The sequence below is a fragment of the Clostridioides sp. ES-S-0006-03 genome (assembly GCF_020662275.1).
In the GTDB taxonomy this organism is placed as follows: Bacteria; Bacillota; Clostridia; order Peptostreptococcales; family Peptostreptococcaceae; genus Clostridioides.
The window spans coordinates 20,747-41,205 of record NZ_JADGMM010000010.1; the positions used below are offsets into that span (position 1 = coordinate 20,747).

The following is a 20,459-nucleotide window of genomic DNA, read 5'->3' on the forward strand; positions in this document are numbered from 1 at the left end:
TTGCTATCGCCTTTATTTATGGTCTTTTTTTATGTTTTTAAATAGAATTGAACTTTTCAAAGGATATTCTTTATATAAGTTATTAATTAATAAACATGACATTATGTTGTCATGTTTATTGTGCTATTATGTTTTTAAAATTCTTTTGCTTTACAATTACTTTTTATAGTATTTAAGGCTTAAAATTAAGGAGCTTAAACATATGAAGATAAATATAAAATCAACTTTAAATGAATTTATTAAAAATAATAATCTTTTTGAGGATAATGAAGTCTTATCATATCTTCCCAATATAACAATAGATACAGACTCTATAAAAACTATAATGATTAACGAAGTTGTACCAAGTAATCCTAATGATGATTTTTATAGTTTAGATGAGCATGCTGACTACTTAAAAAATACAATCCCTTTATTCCAAAATGCAGGTATAAAAGTATCTAGCATAAACGATATCTTAAATCTAGGCATATATATAACCAATGCAGTAAAATTACCTAAATCAGAATATACAATAACTCGCGACACTATTCAATCGCACATGCCTATTTTAGAAGAAGAAATTAAATTATTCAGTAATCTAAAGGTAATAATGTTAATGGGAGATGTAGCAAAAAAATCTTTCAATATGATTACTAAAAAACATACAAAAAAGAATGCAGTTCCTTCTATTTCAACATACAAACTTCGTAATAATGAACTTTATTATGACAATTTACGAATATTCCCATCATATATTATGACTGGTGGAAACTTATTGATTGAAAAATCAAAATTCGAAATGGCCTCAGAAGATATTCAAAAAATGATAGAACTTATAAAATAATAGAAAAGTGCCTCATAAAAACGCTTTGAGGCACTCTACTTTTCAAATCATAAGTTATAATTATAGTACTTTTTTTATAGTAAATTTAAATTTTTATTTAATATTATTTATCACTAACCTTTAATATTGTCCATCATTGAACAAATCAAACATATCTATTTATCTAAAAATATATCCTTTACTGTAACATCTGGATGGTGATACTTCTTTCTATCTGTCAAAAACGATTTTTTTATATTAATAGCCTCTTTTGGACACCAATGAAAACAGGCTAAACATCTTTCACACTCATTACCCCACTTTGGTTTTCTGTCAACTATACTTATGTTTTCTAATGGACAAACTCTTTTGCATGTTCCGCACCCATTACAATTATCTTCTGCAAAAAATTTAGTGGTGGCAATCTGCATGTTTTTACCTACTAGACGAAGTACAACACTATCTATATGTGACTTTAAATTGTTTTTTCCCTCTATATTTCCAAATTCCAAGTTATTGATACATTTTGCAACTTCAGCTACTCTATTAGTTTGACTTCTCAATCTTTCCTCTTCAACATCTGGAGGTGTTATCAAAGCATTTCCAGGCATATTAATTAAAAAACCAGCAGATAATTTTTTACCCTTTTTCTTAAGTAATTTATCTATAGTAAATAAACTGTGTCCAGCCACCCCATTGCAAGTGGCAATAGCATATATATGAGTATTACTATTAAAATTTAACTTATCTATAAAAAACTTTACTATATCAGGAACATCAGCGAAATAAACTGGAAAAACAATTATCAATATATCTTCATTTACGTCTATATGTCTTTCTTTTCTATGTATAGCTAAAGGTATTACTTCCCCATTTTCATTTAACATTTCTTTTAAAGTCTTTGAAACCACTAAAGAGTTTCCTGTTCCAGAAAAATAATAAATCTTAGAACTCATCCCTATCCCTCTTTCTATTGTTTTGTATCATCAATGAGTTAAAAAGACTTCTTAAAATATAGTTTATACTTATTTACTGAGTTTATCTAAAGCTTCAGTAAATAAAGACAGCTCCTCATCTGAAATAGTTTTAAATGTCTCTGTTGCATATATATCTGCAATTTTATTTAATGGCTCTTCTAATTCTCTGCCTACATCTGTTAAAAATATTTGAAATTTTCGTCTATCTTTAACATCTACTTTACGAACAATCAAGCCTTTATTTTTCATAACATCTAAAATTCTTGTTGTATTAGATTTATCCTTACATGATTTTTCGCACAAATCTATTTGAGAAATTCCATCTTGTTCCCATAGAAATCTTAATAAAGCATAATGATCAGTTGTTATATCATACCCATTTTGCTTAAACATCTTTTTTAAATCTTCTTTTACTTTCAATGAAGTACTTATTAACTTACTTGTAACTTCATATAATTTCTCAAAATCTCTCATAATACCTCCATCTAAATAATACCTTGCGCCTCCCATCTATCAATTATTCCTTTATATTGCTCAATATTTTTAAATGCCATTGGCTTTAAAATAATATTCATAGCAATAAAGTCGTAGATTTGAGAAAACACAGGTGGATTTTTCTTTTCCTCTATACAATAAACAAATTTTTTAGATACCTTTTGTATCTTTGATTCTACTCTTTCAACTATAGGATTTTGATTAAATCCAACCTTTACAGATAAATGACCACAAACATAACCTCCTGAATCTAAAACCATTGATTTCATAAAAGAAATAGCTTTTGAACCACGAGCATTTTCATATGTTGTAACTGCTATACATGGTTTATGATACAATAATCGCTCTAACATCATATGAGCTCTATCTGTAAACACCTTAAAAAGACCAGTTACACTACTTCCATAAGTTGGACTACCAAATATAACGCCATCACTCTTAGTAATTATATCATGAATATACTCTACTTTATCATTTTGATTAATACACTTACCTATTTTATAACAATTTAAACAACCAATGCAATATGATGGATTGACTTCACTTAGATTAAAAAAATTGATTTTGACATTTGGTTTAATTTTTTTTATATCTTTGCATAACTGAGTCAAAACCTTTGATGTTGCCCCATTTTTTCTAGGGCTTCCATTTATAACTGTAATTATCATAATTTATACCTCCATTTTAGTTGTTATATCAACAATAAGTATATCAACCATTTTTTCAACTGTCAATATAATCCTTATATTTAATTTTTTACCATACATACAGATTAATTAGTCATAGATATACAGCTTAATTAATACTATTTATATTTAAATACATGTACTTTCTAGATGACTAAAAATGAACTATTTAAAAAAATTGACAAAGCAAACTAATGATAATATACTTTATATATTACAAATGTAAGTATAAGGAGGTATCTTATGAAAAAACTACCACAGATTTCAGAAGCAGAATATCAAGTAATGAAAATCATCTGGAAATATGCTCCTATTAGTACGAATGAAGTGATTGAAAAGCTAGTAAAAACAAGTAAGTGGAGTCCTAAGACTATTCAGACAATGTTGTTGCGTTTGGTTAAAAAGGGAGCTTTGGCATATGAAAAAAATAGCAGAGTCTTTGTTTATACTCCAATTGTTAAAGAAGAAGAGTATGTATCTACAGAAAGTAGTTCTTTTTTAAATCGCTTTTATAATGGAACACTTAATTCTATGGTACTAAATTTTTTAGAGAATGATAAATTATCAGAAGATGATATAGAAGAATTAAGACATATTTTAGATAAAAGGAAAACTAAGGAGGATAAGTAAGTATGTATGCTCCATTTTTTATTCGATTCTTGCTTAGCACAATAACCTTATCTTTTTTAATTATTATAATTTTGCTTGCTAAAAAAATATTAAAAAAACATATTTCTGCAATGTATCAATACAATATCGGGTTTATGATACTTATAATGTTAATAATCCCATTTATTCCGCTTAAATATATTAATCATTTAAATATATTTAGCTATATATCTAGTTTTACTCAGATTGAAAATAATACAGCAAATACTTCTATTGTAAAAAACTCTTCAGACAGTATAATTAATAATTCAAATGCATTAAAAGATTTTTCAGTATCTTTGAGTCAATCTAATTTCGATAATTTAAATATTTTATTGCTAACATTATGGATAATTGGAATTACAACCATGATAATTATTACAGTTCATTGTAATTTTAAAATAGGAAATATAAAAAAATCAGTACAAATTTTAGAAGATGAAGAGATACTTTCACTTTTTAAGCACTGTAAAGAAAATATAGGTTTAGATAAGAATTTTATACTATGTAAATCATCTATTATAAATACACCTATTACATTTGGATACTTTAGGCCACATATTATATTACCAAGCGAATCTATATCTAAATTATCTTTAAAAGACATAAGATATATTTTACTTCATGAATTACAACACTCTAAAAACAAAGATATTTTAGTAAATTATCTAATGTGTTTTTTCCAAATATTATATTGGTTTAATCCTCTTATCTGGTATGCACTTAAAGAAATGAGATTAGACCGTGAGATTGCATGTGATATTTCAGTTTTAAAAAGACTTGATGAGAATAGCTACATAGAATATGGACATACCATAATAAATTTTATAGACAATCTATCAAAACCATCTAATCTCACACTTACTTCAGATATTGGTGGTTCAAAAAAGCAAATAAAAAGACGTATATTAAAGATAACAGATTTCCAAATTGAGTCAAAAGCTTTAAAACTTAAAAGTATTTTAATTTTTACAATAATAGCTTTAATTGTATTTGGAAGTAGCCCTACACTATCCATTATGGCAGATGTCAATGAAAAATATAATATTACAAGTAATCAAACTTTATATGAAGATTTAAGTCAGTATTTCAAGGGTTTTGATGGAAGTTTTGTAATGTATGATTTAGAGTCAAATCAGTATCATATTTATAATGAAGAAAAAAGTAAAACGAGAATTTCACCAGACTCCACTTATAAAATTTATAGTGCTTTGTTGGGATTAGAAAATGGTGTGATAACAAGAGATAATTCATACATTCATTGGGATGGGAAGTATTCTACTAATGATTCTTGGAACAAAGACCATGACTTATTTTCTGCTATGGAAAACTCTGTTAACTGGTATTTTCAAGATTTAGACAAAAAAAATGGTATGAAAAACGTACAAACTTATCTAAAAAAAATTAACTATGGAAATTGTGATGTTTCATCTGGGATATCAAACTATTGGTTAGAATCTTCTTTGAAAATCTCACCTATTGAACAGGTAAATTTACTTAAAGATTTTTATACAAATAAATTTAAATTTAAAGATGACAATATAAAAATTGTAAAAGATTCATTATTGATATCTAAAGAAGCTGGAGTATCGCTTTATGGAAAAACTGGTACTGCTAATATAAATGGAAAAGATGTAAATGGTTGGTTTATAGGCTATGTAGAAAAAAATGGAAATACTTATTTATTTGCAACAAACATTCAAAGTAAAGATTATTCTAATGGTATCACAGCATCCAAAATAACATTGTCTATTTTAAATGATAAAAAAATATATAAGACAAATTAATGCAAATATACTTTTAAAATTACAATAAAAAAATTTGATGGTTGTAATTTGTTTACACATATCTATATAAATACTCTAAATATGGGATTTTATTTATAAATAGTTTAAATATTTATGTAAGTTTTTATTTATTTACATAAAACCTAATACTTTTTCTTTAAGATTTAAAAACTTCATACAATATTCAAATTAATTCTCTATAAAATTCATATACAAGGTTTATTATATAAACATAGAAGATAGTAAAACTAGCTTAAAAACATAATATAATACCCTATACAAATAGTGGCAACTCTCCCTCACATCCTCAATTGTTGCCACTATTTTATTTTTTGAACTAATAAAAAACTTCACTATATAGTGAAGTCTCTTATTAGTTTGACTTTTATCTAAAAATAAGCCAAAAATATAATCTCTAATACATCATATTAATCTTCAAATACTGATTTTATAATAGGTATAACATAATGGCTTCCTCCACGATGTTTCACATCTTCGACCATAGCTAATGCTAAATACTGTTTGTCACTATTTTCATCAACTGTAAAAGCATTAAACCATCCAAGCTCTGTTCCAGTAGTATCATCTTTTGATGCTTTAATTTCTGCTGTACCAGTTTTTCCAGCAATAGTAACTCCTTCAGTTTTAGCACTATGGCCTGTTCCATTTGGATTTTCAATAACTTGAATTAAATCATCACGAATAATTTTCACAGACTCTTTAGAAAACACATCTTTTTTCCAGAATTCAGCCTGTGGATTTTCTTTAAATTCAAGATAAGGCCTTATCATACTTCCATCATTGACAAAAGTTGAATATATTGATGCCATATGTACTGGATTTACAAGTACTTTACCTTGACCATACCCACTATCTGCTAATTGTATTTCTGTATCAAATTTATTGTCAGTACCAAATTTTGAAGAAGCTAATCCAAATTCAAATGGTATACTTTCTTCAAATCCCAGTTTTAACAATTCTTTTGATAATACATTTTCACCTATTTTTAATGCTGCTTTGGCAAAGTAAATATTATCAGAGTAAATCAATGCATTTTTCATATTTACAGTATTTCCATAATCCTTTAATGTAGTTACCTTATAACTTCCCCAACTAGAATCTTTTTGCCAACTAAGACCACTATGTCCAAAATTTTCATTAGGATTAATCTTTCCTGTTGTTATACCAATACCAGCAGTAACTGGTTTGAAAGAAGACCCAGGGCATAGTCTGGCTTTAAATCTATTATACATTGGTTTATTTTCATTTTCATTGAGTTCCTTCCATCTATCCCCTGACATACCTAGTATAAATTCATTTGGATTGTATGATGGACTACTTACAAGAGATAAAATCTCTCCTGTTTTAGGATTCATAACTACTGCGCAACCTTTATCATTTTTCAACTGGTCATATAATTTACTCTGTATCTTCGAATCAATGGTCAGTTTGACATCTTCCCCATCTTGCTTTGGAACAATTGCTAAAGTTTCTTTTTTATCTCCATATCTATCAGCTATGATAATCTCACATCCATCAATACCACGTATTCTGTCTTCCAATAAACTTTCTAAACCAATTTTACCTATTATGCTATTAACATTGTAGTTCTTTCCCTTTTTTTCTTTTAATATTTCTGCATTCACATTTTGAACATACCCAGTTAAATGACCAGCTTTTTCACCTAGTGGATATGCTCTTACCTCTGTATTAGATATTTTAACTCCTGAAATGCTAAGTAATGATTCTTGTAATGATTTATCTTTTTCTTTTACAGATCCATCTGGATTTTCTTCTATTTTTTCAATAGTTTTTATAGGTACCATTGAGTTTTCTTTTACCCAAGATGCATCTAATTTTTTTTGGATTTTCTCAACTGGTATATCTAGTAAATCAGATAGTTTTTTTAGGTCTTCTACATTATTACTCATCTTTCCAGGCACTAATCCTATAACAGATGCAAGACCTTGACCAGCAAGTACTTCACCATTTCTATCTAAAATATTTCCTCTTTTAGCTTTAAGTGTTGATACTAGAACCTTATTATCATTTTCAAGTTCTGGAAATATAACTTTTGACTGCCATCTTATTTTATAGTTTTTTTGCTTGTCTTTAGTCAACAATACTTCATTTGAAAATGAGATTTCTCCTGCTAAAGTGTTTATTTTAGAATCATAATTTATTTTTGTACCTTCATCTTCATCTTTTTTAATGCCCTTAATATCAATACTTATATTGTGTGCACTAATTCCTTCGTATATTTTTTTATTTCTAGAGATAAAATCTTCTTTTTTGTTTTCTAGTTTACTTTTCTCATCTAATAGATTGTACATTTTTTCATATTGTCTTTCATTTGCGAAAGACATATACTGTTTTAATACTTCATCTGGTTTGATTTTATTAAATCCATTCAATACAAAATTAATTGTAAGACCAATAATAACTGTAACTAAACAGATTAAAGCTCCAAGGATTAGTAATTTCTTTGTTTTTATCTTTTTTTTCATACAAACCCCCTTATTCTTCAATATATTACATATGTAAGCTTTAAATTTAAAATAAGCCCATAAATATATCAATTATATACTTTTTTATTGGTCTATTGTTTTTAAATATACTCATAAAAAATATGTATCTTAAATATTATAATTGATAGTAATTTATATATTACATATGTAAGTTTTAAAAGTCAATATTATTATTACTATCTTTAATAAATTTCTTTCTTAATTTAAAATAAATTAAGTTATCTTACACCTAACTGTTTTATACTATATAAATTTAAATTGACAAAGCGACATAAGTGTCTTATAATCAAAAGCGACACGCATGTCGCAAAGGAGGAAAATCTATGGCAACAAAGGGAATACAAACTAAACAATTTATTATTGATACTTCAATAAGGTTATTTTCTGAAAAAGGCTACAGTAATGTAACTATGAAAGATGTTTGTGAAGCATGTAATTTAAGTCGTGGTGGTCTATACAGACATTTTAATTCAACAAAAGAAATTTTTATTGATATGCTAAATTCTCATAAAGACAATGCTAAAAATTTATTAGATGAAAGTATCAAAGAAAATATATCAGCTAGGCAAATGTTAGAGTATTTTCTTAATCAACAAAAGTCAGAAATACAAAGTGAATATTCTGGACTAGATTTTGCAATCCATGAATTTGCTTTTGTAGAAAAAGACCAGCATGATTATATGAACAAAAGATATAACTCAGCTATTACAATACTTTCGAAGTTAATAGATTATGGACAATCTAAAAATGAATTTAAAAAATGTAATTCTACAATACTTGCAACACACATAATGTTCTTGTTTGATAGTATGAAGACATCCGCACCTGTTTTAATACTTACAGATAACGATATTGATAATCAAATAAATCTTATAAAGGATATGGTGATTTTATATGAATAAACAACAATTCCATAAAATTGACTTACAAAACTGGGAACGATATACACATTTTTATTATTTTTCAAAGATGACAAATGTAGGATTTGATTTAACTATAGAAATAGATATTACTCATTTACTTGATGAAACGAAAAAGAAAAATATCAAATTTTATCCAGCATATCTATATATAGTAACAACTTGTTTAAATCGATATAAAGAACTAAAGATTGCATATGATGAAAATGAACTAGGATATTGGGATACTTTAACTCCATTCTATGCAATTTTTCATGATGATAATAAAACTTTTTCATCAATATGGACAGAATACAATAAAGATTTTTCAATATTCTATAAGAGTTACTTAAATGATGTTGAACAATATGGAAAAAATTATGGTTTTTTAGCAAAACCTAATCCTCCAAAAAATTGCTATACTGTTTCATGTCTTCCATGGATTAGTTTTAAAAGCTTTACTGTACATAATCATGGTCTTGAAAATTATTATTTCCCTACAGTTGAATCAGGTAAGTATCATCAAAAAGATGAAAAAATACTTCTCCCTCTTTCTATAACAGTACATCATGCAGCTACTGATGGATACCATGTAAGTTGTTTTATTGATGATATACAAAAAATGTGCTTTAATACTGATACATGGCTATTCTAAAAAACATCTGTATTATAACCATGTATTATAATATTTATAATCTAGGATAAACAATCACATTGCACTGATAGGATAATGTGATTGTTTACTTATTTTAATTATAACTATTTATTTTTTCTTTAATTTTATTTAGTTCTCAATTTTATTTAAATATTTTACTCTTTTAGTGCATCCCACAGTTAACAAAATTAAAGCTACTATTATTGCTGTTAAAATATAAATATAGTTCATATTAGAAAACCATCCTTTCCCATCTTCCATGTAAGTGGAAATACTTATAAAGCATCGTATAGGACTTATGATACTCATATTTTGCAACATAGTAGGCATTTTATCAATTGGAATAAATGAACCACCAGCAAGTGATAATATAAGAGATATACCAGTAGCAAATAAATTTGCATACATCTCTTTATTAAACAAGGAAGATACAAATGTTCCAAAAGAAGTTGCCAAAGCCGATATCCATACACCCATTAAAAGTAAATTTATATAACTGATACTAATATCAATATTAAATAATTTAATAATAGTTATAGAAACTAGATATTGAAAATATGTGATTGCAAAGTTATATAGCATATTCCCTAACACATATCCTCTTATATTTTGTGGTGAATATAATATTCTTGTAAATGTACCTGAATTCTTATCTTTAATAATCATTGATGCTGTAATAGTAGATGTTATCATTAAAAATAATACAATAAAAGCAATTATTCTTTGCAAAACCCCTAATGTATTTTCTTGTAGTTTACTTATATTTATAGGTGTTGAATCTTCTTTATATGATTCTATTAAATACTCTAATATATTATTTGTACTTTTATCTTTTATAGAATAAAGTTCGAAATTACCCTTATTAAAATATATAACAGCAGAATATTTTCCAGTTATAATATCAGTTTTAACTGTTTTAAAATCTGCAGTTTCAACATCAATTCCTTGAGTACTTTTTAATGCCTTAACCATATCTGTATAAATATTCTTTTCAGATTCATTTAAAACTTGCTCATTTTTATACTCACTTAAAATACCAATATTAAAAGATGGTTTACTTATGTAGTTTGCCATTACTCCAAGTATTACTATAATTATTGGAAATAAGAGTGTTACTAAAAATCCTGATTTTTTATTTATATTTCTTTTAAAATTATTATTAAAAATACCTATTAAGTTCACTATATAAATGCCTCCTTTTTAAAAAATTTAACTGTAAGTACTGTAATTAAAATACTTATCATTACAAATATAGATGATATATAAAAAATAGGTTGAAAATTATTATCATAAATACAAGTAACTATACTCCTATTGACCCAAGTCAATGGTGATATATTAATTGCTAATGAAACAATTGGGTTTAATGAACTAACTGGAAAAAATACTCCTCCTAAGAAACCAAAAATCACTATTGGTATATTAATGATATTACGTAGTATATCTAAGGTTTTGCATGCAAGACCTAAAAATAAACCTATAGCTGATACTACAGTTGATTCACACACTAAAAGAAAAATAATAACTAAAAAATTTCCACCAAAACTTATCTGAAAAACACTTTTTATTATCATTAAAGTTATTACATTGCACAGTGAAAGTATAATTGTACAAGAAAAAAGTTTTGAAAGTACTAGTGCTGTTATAGAAATAGGAGAAATCATATAACGATATGATGTACTAGAAATTTTCTCATCTTGTGACGCATATGAAACACTAATAATTCCCATAAGTACACAAAATGGTATTGTGACAATAGTATAATAGTTATATGATGTAAATTCTGTTCCATAAGATTTTGATGTTAAATATCCTAATAACATTATGGTTATTAATGGAAAAACAATATTATAAAATAAAATAAAAAAATCTTTACTTCTTCTCTTTATTCCTAATCTAAACAATGGTAAAAAATATCTCATATATTATTCCTCCAAATCTCTCAAATTTGTACCTGTAAGATATAAAAAAATATCCTCCAAGGTCTTGAAACCAAGTTTTAAATACTTATCTTTATATACGCTCTTATCTAAGTCTTCTAAAATTACTCCTTTGTCAATTAAAACAATCCTATTACATAAAGCTTCTATTTCCTCCATATAGTGACTAGTGTAAATAATTGTTGTACCATTCTTATTAATCGTTTTAATTGCTTCCATAATTTTATTTCTCGATTGAGGGTCAATTCCAACTGTTGGCTCATCCATAATGAGAATTTTAGGACTATGTGCGATTGCACAAGCTATATTTAATCTGCGTTTCATTCCTCCAGAAAATTTTGATGGAAGTTCTTTGTGTCTACCCCAAAGTCCAACAAACTCTAAGGCTTCTTTAGTTCGAGATTTGAGTTCGTTTCCTCTAAAACCATACAATGAACAAAAGAATTTAACATTATCATATGCACTTAAATCTTCATATATTGCCAGCTCTTGTGGCACAACACCAATAGCACTTTTAAAAACATTTTGCTGATTTTTGATACTTTTACCTTTATAATATATATCTCCACTATCTGGAGATACAATCGTAGTAAACATATTAATAGAGGTGCTTTTTCCTGCTCCATTTGGCCCAATAAAACCTAAAATGTCCCCTTCTAGTATTTTAAAACTCTCCCTTGATACAACTTCCTTATTTTTATATCTTTTAGATAACTTTTCAATCTCTAATAGTACATTTTCCATTTATAAAACCTCCTAATATTTTAACCAATATTATATATCCAATGTTGTATATATTGTTTTTTTAAAACACGAGTCTTTGACCCGTGTTATTATGAATAAACTTATTTTTTATTTTGTAATTTTAGTATTATTTTATCTATATTTTCTATAGCTTTGTCTGGATTATTAATTATTTCATCTCTGAGTTTTTGAACCTCTAATAGTTCACTTGTTGCCTCATTTGCAAATAAAAAGTCTTCTTCTATATTTGAAAAATCTATAGATTTAATGACGTTCTGTGTTTCATAACCAACAGATATGTACTTATCAATATTATTTAGTATTTCCTCATGCCATAGTATTTGATAATTCAAATTATCAATTGTCATATCAAAGGCAATTTTTTCTGTTGGAAGGCTTTTTTTATCAATCTTTTTAATTTCTTTCCAGTTTTCCCAATACTTTTTCTGCTCTATCAGATGCTTTATATGCTTTTCAAGATTGGTTTGTATAGTATCTCTTGGTAATACATCTAAAATATTATACAACAAAAACTTATTTGAACCTATTGGAACTATAGGCATTTGCAGTTCTTTTTGTAATTCTTCTCTTAGCTCCACTTTACCACTTTGTGTAATCTCATAAATCTTACGAATTCTAGCACCATTTTTTTCTTCTCTCAAAACTCTAACTAATCCATCTTTTTCTAACTTTGTCAAAGCATAGTAGATTGAACCAGATTGTATTTTGGTCCATCTATCTGCACCAGAAACTTGTAAAAATTTTTGAATTTCATATCCATGTGTTGGCTTAATATTTAAATAATATAAAATTAAAGTACGTATCAGAAAAATTCACCACCTTATACTCTATCTTGGATATTATACTATCACCAACGTTGTATATAGTCAATAGTTATTATTTTAAATAATGTATCATAAGTTATTATTTTTATTCTTTAGTACAAGGGCTTCCATGAGACATACATATCCAGTTGTATTTTAAATTTTCTAACTCATTTACAGATTTCATCATTTTTTCAGAGTCCCAGTTCCACAGATTAGGATATGGAATTATATTTCCGTTCTTATTCTTAACTAAGTCTCCTGCAAACAAAACATCTTCAAAAAGCATACAAACATGTCCTGGTGTATGTCCTGGTGTATGAATAATTTTTATATTTCCAACTTGCATATTGTCTCTATAAGGCTCTATATCTTTAATAATTCTTTTTGCAATTGTCTTTCCAATAAATTTTTTGAATCCAGGTCTATCCTTCTCTCCTATAATAAATGGGATATCTTCCATATGAGCCCACACTTTTGCTCCTGTATATTCTTTCAATAACTTAATATTAGACATATGGTCAACATCATGATGAGTCAGTAAAATATGCTTAATATCAGTTAGTTGAATCCCAAATGTTTTTAATTCTTTAATTATACCATTCCCCATAAAAGGAAGTCCTGTATCTATCAATGTAATCTCTTCATCAAACACAATAAAACAATTTGCACCACGAGTACTATCTAACAACAAGATATTTTCTTTTATTTGCATAAATAAATCCCCCTTTTTTATATTTTACCTATATAATTAATTAGTAAAGTTATAATAAATTATAGTGCTTTACATTAATTTTATTCGCAATAGTATACCGTTGTTATATAAGTATACCACTAGTATACTATTTTATCAATGGAATCAGTAAAAAGGAGTGTTTTATATGCCAGAATTATCAAAAAGAGATAAAGAAAAAATCCAAAGAGAAAATGAAATTGTTGTCAAAGCAGAAAAATTATTTTGTCTTAATGGATTTGATAACACCTCTATGAATGAACTAGCAAAGGAAACAGAATATACAAAACGTACTATATATAAATATTTCTCATGCAAGGAAGATTTGTTTTTTGCTGTTGTACTAAGAGGGTATAAAAGACTTTGGGATAGTGTTAAAATAGAAAGTTCAAGAGGTAAAACTGGATTTGAAAGATTAAAATTTTCATATTCTGCATTTCATAAATTCTACTGTAAAGAGCCTTCTTTATTAGCTTTAATGGGAATGATTGGACTTGTACAATCTAAAAACTCAGACTTAGAGATACCTTTTAAAGAAAAGTTTTTTTCTTTCAATAAATTTATGTTTGAAGAAATACAAGAACTATTTGAAATAGGAAAAGTTGATGGAAGTATTAGGTCAGATATTGAGATACCCACTCTTATGTATTCATCAATATTTACACTTACAGGATTTTTTAATTTATTATCTATAACAGGAAAATCGTATCTCAACAATTTTAATATAGAAGAAAAAAAATTTATTGAAACCACTCTTGGTCTTTTGATAGATTCACTTAAAGCGTAGTTTTAATTTATAAGTTTTTTGACAGGAATTTTATTTTCTGTGCAGGATAATCTAGAGGATAAAATGATAACTTTGTTGTAGAACAAGGATTTCCATTGTGTATGATTTTGTGTATCTGTATAATATCTGTATAAATAGAAATTTACGTTGGAGGGCTGTGTATGGAAGAAAAAGATAAAAGAAATAGTTATGTTACTTTATTTATGTTTATAGGTGCAGGTATTGGTATTGCTATCGGTTTTGCGATTGGTATCTCTCAAGGAAAAACTGGAATATCTATGTGTTATGGATTAGTATTTGGAATGATAGTAGGAGCTGGTCTTGGAACTATTATAGAAAAGAGCAATAGTAAAGATTAAAACAAATTCCAGTTTGGTAACTGAATATTCAATATCACACAAGCAGTTAGTTATTTATGCTGATAACCATATTTTTACACTATAATTTCTTTTAAATGAAAGGACTGAAAATAAATGGCAAAAATACTTCTTTTAGAAGATGATGATACAATTGCATTTGGGATAAAAGCTTCCCTAGAAAAGAAAAACCATGTAGTTTGTTGTTATAGTACAATCACTGAAGCTAAGAAAAAATTTGACAAAGATATCAATTTAATTCTACTTGATTTAAATTTACCTGATGGGATTGGATATGAATTTTGTAAATATGTTAAAAATATAAGAGATATTCCAGTGATATTTTTGACAGTGCGCGATGATGAAAAAGATATTGTACAAGGTTTGGATATGGGTGCAGACGACTATGTGGTTAAGCCATTCTTACTTTCAGTACTTCAATCTAGAATTAATGCCGTACTTAGACGTACTCATTCTAACACTACTAGCACTCTTACATGTGAAAATATAAGATTGAATAAAGATGAAGTCAAAGTATATTTGGACAATATTGAAATCTCTTTGACAGCAGGAGAATACAAACTACTCCTAAGTCTAATGGAGAATAAAAATAAAGCACTTACTCGTGCAAAACTATTAGAAATGCTCTGGGATATAGATGGCAACTTTGTAAATGATAATACTCTTACTGTTACAATAAAGCGACTTAGAGAAAAACTAAAAAATCCATCCTGTATAAAAACCTTGAGAGGTATAGGATACAGAATGGAGGACAGCTAGTGAAAATAAAAAAATATATCAATAATACTGTTGTTTTTATAGTATTCTGTTTAGTTATTACTATTTTGTTAAGTATAATTCTAACAACTGTAACTTCTTCTGAAGAATACAATATGATAGCTAAAACCATTGGTACATCCTATCAACTTAATCCTAAATCTACAGAACATATTTTAGAATCACTAAAAAATTCAGATTCTCATGACTTTAATGTGGGAAATGAGATTTTATTAAAACATGGTTATACTAAAAATACATTTTGGTATAAAAACTTTTTTTATTTCATGATAGTGTCCTTTATTATAGTGTCAACAATGGCTATAGTTATGTTTGTAATTCAGCATAGAGAAAAAAGAAAAAATATGAATAGAATAAATATGCTTACTAGCTATTTAGAAGAAGTAAATTTAGGAAAAGAATCTGTACTTTTACGTTGTGAAGATGAGTTTTCACATCTTGAAGACGAGATATACAAAACTGTGGGAGAACTTCGTTGCTCAAAAGAATTTGCTTTAAAAGAAAGACAAACTCTTTCAGATAATCTTGCAGATATCGCACATCAACTTAAAACTCCAATTACTTCTATGTCGCTCATGGCACAGTTACTTACAGAAAGTTGTCCAGATGAAGAAATAGATTACCTCAACAGACTTACAAATCAAATATTAAGATTAGAAAGATTGGTGTCATCCTTACTTACTTTGTCAAAGTTAGATGCAAGTACTTTAATATTTGAAAGTAAGCTTATAGATGTCCATTCTCTTCTTACTCATGCAGTTGAACCTATAGAAGAAATTTTAAAAGAAAAAAACCAGACATTTCTTATTGAAGACTCTTCGTTTGTAGAATTTAACATTGATATTAACTGGACTTTGGAAGCTCTTTTAAATATTCTTAAAAACTGTAGTGAACATGTAGGAGATGGTGGACAGATTGTTGCTTATTATAGTAAAAACCCTCTATACATTGAAATTATTATAGAAGATAATGGTAAAGGTTTTGCTCAAGAAGACCTGCCATATATTTTTAATCGATTTTATCGTGGTAAAAATGCTAGCAAATACAGCATTGGTATAGGTCTTGCTCTATCAAAGTCTATTATCGAAAATCAAAATGGTACTATACATGCAGAAAATTGTCATCATGGCGGTGCAAGATTCATAATTAAGTTTTATACATAAAAAACTGGATTATAGGAAAACACCTATAATCCAGTTACATTATATCTTATTTATCATTTATACATTATTTATAACTTACACACAATATTATTTAAAGTTGCTTTTAAAAAATATTCAAATAAATCTTGTTTATATTGTCTCATTTTTTATAGATTCTACTATGTTTTCATTATTTAATTGTTTACATCCCATAATATACGATGCTATTACTACAATAAGTATCAATATGGTAAAACTCGTCACTATGGATATTGGTGCAAATAATAAGTACTCCATAAAACTTATTTCATTTATATGGATGAAAGCATACAATATAGCTATTTGCACAGGAATACTGAGTAATAATGGTGTAAGACCAAAAAATAATCCTTCTAAGATAATCATCTTTTTCATGCCATTTGGAGACAATCCTGCAGAACGTAACATAGCAAATTCTTGTCGCCTACTTCTAAGATTCCCTGAAACAGTCGCCCATACATTTGATAAACCAATTGCAGCTAACAATGCTGTAATAAATCCTACTATTAAATTCATAGTTATTTGTCCACTATCACTTAACTCTTCATTTTCTACAACATCATTAATCCTATAATCACCTGACCCATAATATTGGTTGCAAATAGATTCAAACTCTTTTCTTACTTTAGAAATATTATCATGATTATCTATTTTAAATAGCCCTGTTATCCTATTTGATTTTAATCTACGATTTTCATGGTAATTTTTAGACATATCTTGTACTGTAGACATTGGTACTACTTGAATTAGTGTGTATCTACCAAGCCTTTCTGCTATTTGTGGAAGTGTATCTGTAATAGCTCCTACTTTCATGTTAAAAGTATAATTTCCCTCATCTTCATCATATACTTTTTCATTCAATGTAATGTTATCTCCTACAGAAAGATTTAAATAATCTATATATACTTTATCCCTACGTGTACTACGCTCAACATCTTCCTCACGATTATATACAATTGAAATTGGATTTTTTGTATCATAATATGGTTTAGGGTCTATAGAAAGTTGTTTGCAATATTTTGCAAAACTCTCATCATCAAGTCCAATCATAGTTGAAGTGATACGAAACTTACCATCACGTTCTATAGGAGAATATTTTTTAGCTGAAACTATATTTTTAAATCCTCCACTCTTTGCAAGCTCTTTTGAAGCATCTTTTTCAGTTAACCAAGTTGCTGCAGACATTTTTAGATAATATAATGAACTCTCTACACCTTGTGTATTGTTTAATTGCTCTAAAAACTGTTTTTCTGTAGGTTCACTATTTTCCAAATACAATGATATATCCCTTTGACTCGCATAAATATCACTACCATAAACACTCTCTGCACCTTTTTGACATGCAATTATATTTAGAAAGCTTGTCAATAATAAAAAAGAAAGTGTTAAAGATATTGTTGCAGTACGATAAGATTTTTTACGGGCACGAAGCGCATTTACTGCAAGTTCTCCTTCTATACCAAATAACCTTGTTAATGAGTATTTATTAGAACTTTTAATTTTAACACTATCACCTTGTCTGATTGCTTCTATAGGTGCTAGTTTTGATACTCTACGTGCTGGTATCAGTGCGGAAACCCATACTGTTATTATTGTAAGTAAAACAGCTGGTAAGAAAGCAGGAATACCATAAGTAAAGATTACCTGTTGATTATCAATATTAATATTTACTGAATTAATATAACTTACAAGGCCATTACACAATGCCCACCCTAAAAATAAGCCTATAGGTAAAGGGATAATTGTCAATAAAAAACCTTCAAAAACTACAGACTTTTTAATCTGCTTTGGAGATGCTCCAATGCTAGCTAGTATGCCCAATTGAGTAAGTCTAGCATTTGCTGATAATGCAAAAGCATTATAAATCACCATTACAAATACAGCCACTGTAAAGATTGCTATTGTTAAATACATAAGAGGTGTTGAAAATTTTTCTATACTGTTCATAGATGCTTTCTGTTCTGGAGAAAAGACTAACATCTTTAAAAGATAATTACTATTATACTTAAGATTGTATTTTCCATATTCATTCATTTTCCATCCTAATGATTTAGCAAGCTTTGGAAGCTCTTTATATGTATCTCTAATATTTTTAAATCGCAAATATACAGTAATATTATCACTAGGCTTTATACTTGCTCTATCAAGATAACCAAGAGCTGTATATGCAGGTACAACTGATGAAGTAGTAACATCTATTTTCCCTACTATTGTCAACACAGTTTCTGAAATCTTTCTAAAACTTTCACCTTTTGCTGTTGGTGCTGTAGGTACAATATAATTTTCATTTAAAACCCTATCTCCTATTGGGATAGTAATCTTATCACCAACTTTTACATTTGGATTACTTTCAAAATATTGTTTTGAGAGTGCAATTTCATTAGCATTATTTGGTCGACGCCCCTCTAGTATAGTGTCTTTTTCTGGCATAGAATTCCAATATTCTGATGTGGCATTTCTATAAATTATGTAATCCCTTTTATCATCATTAATTTTACCTACATACCATGGTCCTTTAATCATCACATCATCAACTGAAGAGAAATTTTCAATTAATGATAAGTCACTTCCATGAGTTTCATCAAATAATTCTCCATGCCAATTACCTTCTTTCTCAACTGAAAGTCTTATAAAATCACTCCACATTGTATATAATAATCCACATAAAGAAGACATCATAGTTGTAGTAAGTAATATAGCCAATATTATAGCTATACTACTACGCTTATTACGACGTACAAAATCTAAGGTGTATTCTTGAAGAATATTCATTTCTTCACCACCTTTTCAGAAACTATCATACCATCTTCCATAGTTATAATGCGATTTGCTTCTAATGCTATTTTTTCATCATGAGTAATAAGAAGTATTGTTTGATTAAATCGTTTATTTGATAAGTTTAGTAAATCTACAATTTCTTCAGAATTTTTTCTATCAAGATTACCTGTTGGTTCATCTGCTAATAAAATAGCTGGTCTATATATTAAACTTCTAGCTATAGCTACTCTTTGCTGTTGCCCACCTGAAAGTTGACCTGGAAGATGTTTTAGCCTATCAGTTAATCCCAAGGTAGATACAATTTCCGAAAACCTATCTTCATCCACTTTCCTCTTATCAAGTAACATTGGTAATAATATATTTTTTCTAACATCAAGAGTAGGTATAAGATTATAAAATTGATATATAAGCCCTACTTTTCTGCGTCGAAAAATTGCCAATGCTTCTTCTTTTAAGCTTGCTATCTCAGTATCTTCAATATAAATTTTTCCAGATGTAGGTCTATCTACTCCTCCAAGCATATGGAGTAATGTAGATTTTCCAGAACCAGAGGCTCCTACTATGGATACAAAATCACCTTTTTGAACTGATAAATTCAAATTATTAAGAGCCGTCACCATAGTTTGATTTGAGCCATATGTCTTTGTTAAATTTTCACATTTTAGTATTTCCATATATAATCATCTCCTTTATAGTTAAAGTTTAGCAATCCAAAATGACATTATAGTGACACTTCAAACTAAATGTTGACTCTCTCTTAAAATACTTTTTTCAATTAAATATGATACTTTACATAAACACCTTATAAATTTTAACCAATATAAGATTATTTTTTATT

20 protein-coding genes are annotated in these 20,459 nt (G+C 27.5%); 9 read left to right on the forward strand and 11 right to left on the reverse strand.

The genetic code is table 11. The annotated features are described in order from the left end of the window. Positions 1–202 precede the first annotated feature (202 nt). A complete protein-coding gene (locus tag IR151_RS13750; RefSeq protein ID WP_227435286.1) occupies positions 203–826 on the forward strand; it encodes a uracil-DNA glycosylase family protein in 624 nt (207 codons plus the stop codon). 155 nt (positions 827–981) lie between these two features. On the opposite strand, the gene IR151_RS13755 is transcribed toward IR151_RS13750, so the two are convergent. The 3 genes from IR151_RS13755 to IR151_RS13765 all read right to left on the reverse strand — a co-directional run bounded on the left by IR151_RS13755 (position 982) and on the right by IR151_RS13765 (position 2,945). Next, entirely contained in the window at positions 982–1,761 is a 780-nt protein-coding gene (locus IR151_RS13755) for an EFR1 family ferrodoxin (protein WP_227435288.1), read from the reverse strand. A gap of 69 nt (positions 1,762–1,830) precedes the next feature. Beyond that, complete coding sequence (locus IR151_RS13760; RefSeq protein WP_227435289.1) at positions 1,831–2,256, reverse strand: MarR family transcriptional regulator; 426 nt, start codon at positions 2,254–2,256, stop codon at positions 1,831–1,833. Positions 2,257–2,267: 11 nt separating this feature from the next. Continuing rightward, a complete protein-coding gene (locus IR151_RS13765; RefSeq protein ID WP_227435291.1) occupies positions 2,268–2,945 on the reverse strand; it encodes a flavodoxin family protein in 678 nt (225 codons plus the stop codon). Positions 2,946–3,206: 261 nt separating this feature from the next. Here IR151_RS13765 and IR151_RS13770 point away from each other — a divergent pair, with 261 nt between their 5' ends. Both IR151_RS13770 and IR151_RS13775 read left to right on the forward strand, forming a co-directional pair. Next, complete coding sequence (locus IR151_RS13770) at positions 3,207–3,593, forward strand: BlaI/MecI/CopY family transcriptional regulator (protein ID WP_227435294.1); 387 nt, start codon at positions 3,207–3,209, stop codon at positions 3,591–3,593. 2 nt (positions 3,594–3,595) lie between these two features. Continuing rightward, positions 3,596–5,398: a BlaR1 family beta-lactam sensor/signal transducer gene (locus IR151_RS13775; protein ID WP_227435296.1), complete on the forward strand. Its 1,803-nt coding sequence runs from the start codon at positions 3,596–3,598 to the stop codon at positions 5,396–5,398. Between the two features lie 428 nt (positions 5,399–5,826). On the opposite strand, the gene IR151_RS13780 is transcribed toward IR151_RS13775, so the two are convergent. Beyond that, positions 5,827–7,905: a penicillin-binding transpeptidase domain-containing protein gene (locus IR151_RS13780; RefSeq protein WP_227435298.1), complete on the reverse strand. Its 2,079-nt coding sequence runs from the start codon at positions 7,903–7,905 to the stop codon at positions 5,827–5,829. Positions 7,906–8,249: 344 nt separating this feature from the next. Between IR151_RS13780 and IR151_RS13785 the strand changes: the two genes are divergently transcribed. Together IR151_RS13785 and IR151_RS13790 are read left to right on the forward strand one after the other, a co-directional pair. Further along, positions 8,250–8,828, forward strand: coding sequence for a TetR/AcrR family transcriptional regulator (locus tag IR151_RS13785; RefSeq protein ID WP_227435300.1), 579 nt, complete (start codon positions 8,250–8,252; stop codon positions 8,826–8,828). Continuing rightward, on the forward strand, positions 8,821–9,480 hold the full coding sequence (locus tag IR151_RS13790) for a CatA-like O-acetyltransferase (RefSeq protein ID WP_227435303.1): 660 nt from the start codon (positions 8,821–8,823) through the stop codon (positions 9,478–9,480). Before IR151_RS13785 ends, IR151_RS13790 begins: the two co-directional genes overlap by 8 nt. Positions 9,481–9,609: 129 nt before the next feature. On the opposite strand, the gene IR151_RS13795 is transcribed toward IR151_RS13790, so the two are convergent. From IR151_RS13795 to IR151_RS13815, 5 genes are all read right to left on the reverse strand, one after another. Continuing rightward, entirely contained in the window at positions 9,610–10,662 is a 1,053-nt protein-coding gene (locus IR151_RS13795; protein WP_227435304.1) for an ABC transporter permease, read from the reverse strand. Further along, a complete protein-coding gene (locus IR151_RS13800; RefSeq protein ID WP_227435306.1) occupies positions 10,662–11,402 on the reverse strand; it encodes an ABC transporter permease in 741 nt (246 codons plus the stop codon). Before IR151_RS13800 ends, IR151_RS13795 begins: the two co-directional genes overlap by 1 nt. A gap of 3 nt (positions 11,403–11,405) precedes the next feature. Next, positions 11,406–12,164, reverse strand: coding sequence for an ABC transporter ATP-binding protein (locus tag IR151_RS13805; RefSeq protein WP_227435315.1), 759 nt, complete (start codon positions 12,162–12,164; stop codon positions 11,406–11,408). Positions 12,165–12,265: 101 nt separating this feature from the next. Next, positions 12,266–12,997, reverse strand: coding sequence for a helix-turn-helix transcriptional regulator (locus IR151_RS13810; RefSeq protein ID WP_413927366.1), 732 nt, complete (start codon positions 12,995–12,997; stop codon positions 12,266–12,268). A gap of 97 nt (positions 12,998–13,094) precedes the next feature. Then, the gene (locus tag IR151_RS13815; RefSeq protein ID WP_227435317.1) at positions 13,095–13,703 is read right to left on the reverse strand and encodes an MBL fold metallo-hydrolase; all 609 of its coding nucleotides are present in this window, start codon (positions 13,701–13,703) and stop codon (positions 13,095–13,097) included. Positions 13,704–13,869: 166 nt separating this feature from the next. Between IR151_RS13815 and IR151_RS13820 the strand changes: the two genes are divergently transcribed. The 4 genes from IR151_RS13820 to IR151_RS13835 all read left to right on the forward strand — a co-directional run bounded on the left by IR151_RS13820 (position 13,870) and on the right by IR151_RS13835 (position 16,825). Beyond that, the gene (locus tag IR151_RS13820; RefSeq protein ID WP_227435320.1) at positions 13,870–14,508 is read left to right on the forward strand and encodes a TetR/AcrR family transcriptional regulator; all 639 of its coding nucleotides are present in this window, start codon (positions 13,870–13,872) and stop codon (positions 14,506–14,508) included. A 161-nt stretch (positions 14,509–14,669) separates the two neighbouring features. Continuing rightward, a complete protein-coding gene (locus IR151_RS13825) occupies positions 14,670–14,867 on the forward strand; it encodes a hypothetical protein (protein WP_227435321.1) in 198 nt (65 codons plus the stop codon). Positions 14,868–14,981: 114 nt separating this feature from the next. Further along, on the forward strand, positions 14,982–15,644 hold the full coding sequence (locus IR151_RS13830) for a response regulator transcription factor (RefSeq protein ID WP_227435324.1): 663 nt from the start codon (positions 14,982–14,984) through the stop codon (positions 15,642–15,644). Next, positions 15,644–16,825 (forward strand): sensor histidine kinase, encoded by a 1,182-nt coding sequence (locus IR151_RS13835; RefSeq protein WP_227435326.1) that lies wholly within the window; start codon positions 15,644–15,646, stop codon positions 16,823–16,825. The genes IR151_RS13830 and IR151_RS13835 overlap by 1 nt, the downstream gene beginning before the upstream one ends. 129 nt (positions 16,826–16,954) lie before the next feature. On the opposite strand, the gene IR151_RS13840 is transcribed toward IR151_RS13835, so the two are convergent. Then, positions 16,955–19,615, reverse strand: coding sequence for an ABC transporter permease (locus IR151_RS13840; protein ID WP_227435328.1), 2,661 nt, complete (start codon positions 19,613–19,615; stop codon positions 16,955–16,957). Beyond that, complete coding sequence (locus IR151_RS13845; RefSeq protein WP_227435330.1) at positions 19,612–20,295, reverse strand: ABC transporter ATP-binding protein; 684 nt, start codon at positions 20,293–20,295, stop codon at positions 19,612–19,614. The genes IR151_RS13840 and IR151_RS13845 overlap by 4 nt, the downstream gene beginning before the upstream one ends. Positions 20,296–20,459: the final 164 nt, after the last annotated feature.

Coding starts and splice junctions, on each gene's coding strand:
- IR151_RS13805 (WP_227435315.1), bottom strand. CDS start 12,164: ATGGAAAATGTACTATTAGAGATTGAAAAGTTATCTAAAAGATATAAA.
- IR151_RS13815 (WP_227435317.1), bottom strand. CDS start 13,703: ATGCAAATAAAAGAAAATATCTTGTTGTTAGATAGTACTCGTGGTGCA.
- IR151_RS13845 (WP_227435330.1), bottom strand. CDS start 20,295: ATGGAAATACTAAAATGTGAAAATTTAACAAAGACATATGGCTCAAAT.
- IR151_RS13825 (WP_227435321.1), top strand. CDS start 14,670: ATGGAAGAAAAAGATAAAAGAAATAGTTATGTTACTTTATTTATGTTT.
- IR151_RS13750 (WP_227435286.1), top strand. CDS start 203: ATGAAGATAAATATAAAATCAACTTTAAATGAATTTATTAAAAATAAT.
- IR151_RS13775 (WP_227435296.1), top strand. CDS start 3,596: ATGTATGCTCCATTTTTTATTCGATTCTTGCTTAGCACAATAACCTTA.
- IR151_RS13765 (WP_227435291.1), bottom strand. CDS start 2,945: ATGATAATTACAGTTATAAATGGAAGCCCTAGAAAAAATGGGGCAACA.
- IR151_RS13840 (WP_227435328.1), bottom strand. CDS start 19,615: ATGAATATTCTTCAAGAATACACCTTAGATTTTGTACGTCGTAATAAG.
- IR151_RS13785 (WP_227435300.1), top strand. CDS start 8,250: ATGGCAACAAAGGGAATACAAACTAAACAATTTATTATTGATACTTCA.
- IR151_RS13790 (WP_227435303.1), top strand. CDS start 8,821: ATGAATAAACAACAATTCCATAAAATTGACTTACAAAACTGGGAACGA.
- IR151_RS13780 (WP_227435298.1), bottom strand. CDS start 7,905: ATGAAAAAAAAGATAAAAACAAAGAAATTACTAATCCTTGGAGCTTTA.
- IR151_RS13830 (WP_227435324.1), top strand. CDS start 14,982: ATGGCAAAAATACTTCTTTTAGAAGATGATGATACAATTGCATTTGGG.
- IR151_RS13760 (WP_227435289.1), bottom strand. CDS start 2,256: ATGAGAGATTTTGAGAAATTATATGAAGTTACAAGTAAGTTAATAAGT.
- IR151_RS13770 (WP_227435294.1), top strand. CDS start 3,207: ATGAAAAAACTACCACAGATTTCAGAAGCAGAATATCAAGTAATGAAA.
- IR151_RS13755 (WP_227435288.1), bottom strand. CDS start 1,761: ATGAGTTCTAAGATTTATTATTTTTCTGGAACAGGAAACTCTTTAGTG.
- IR151_RS13820 (WP_227435320.1), top strand. CDS start 13,870: ATGCCAGAATTATCAAAAAGAGATAAAGAAAAAATCCAAAGAGAAAAT.
- IR151_RS13800 (WP_227435306.1), bottom strand. CDS start 11,402: ATGAGATATTTTTTACCATTGTTTAGATTAGGAATAAAGAGAAGAAGT.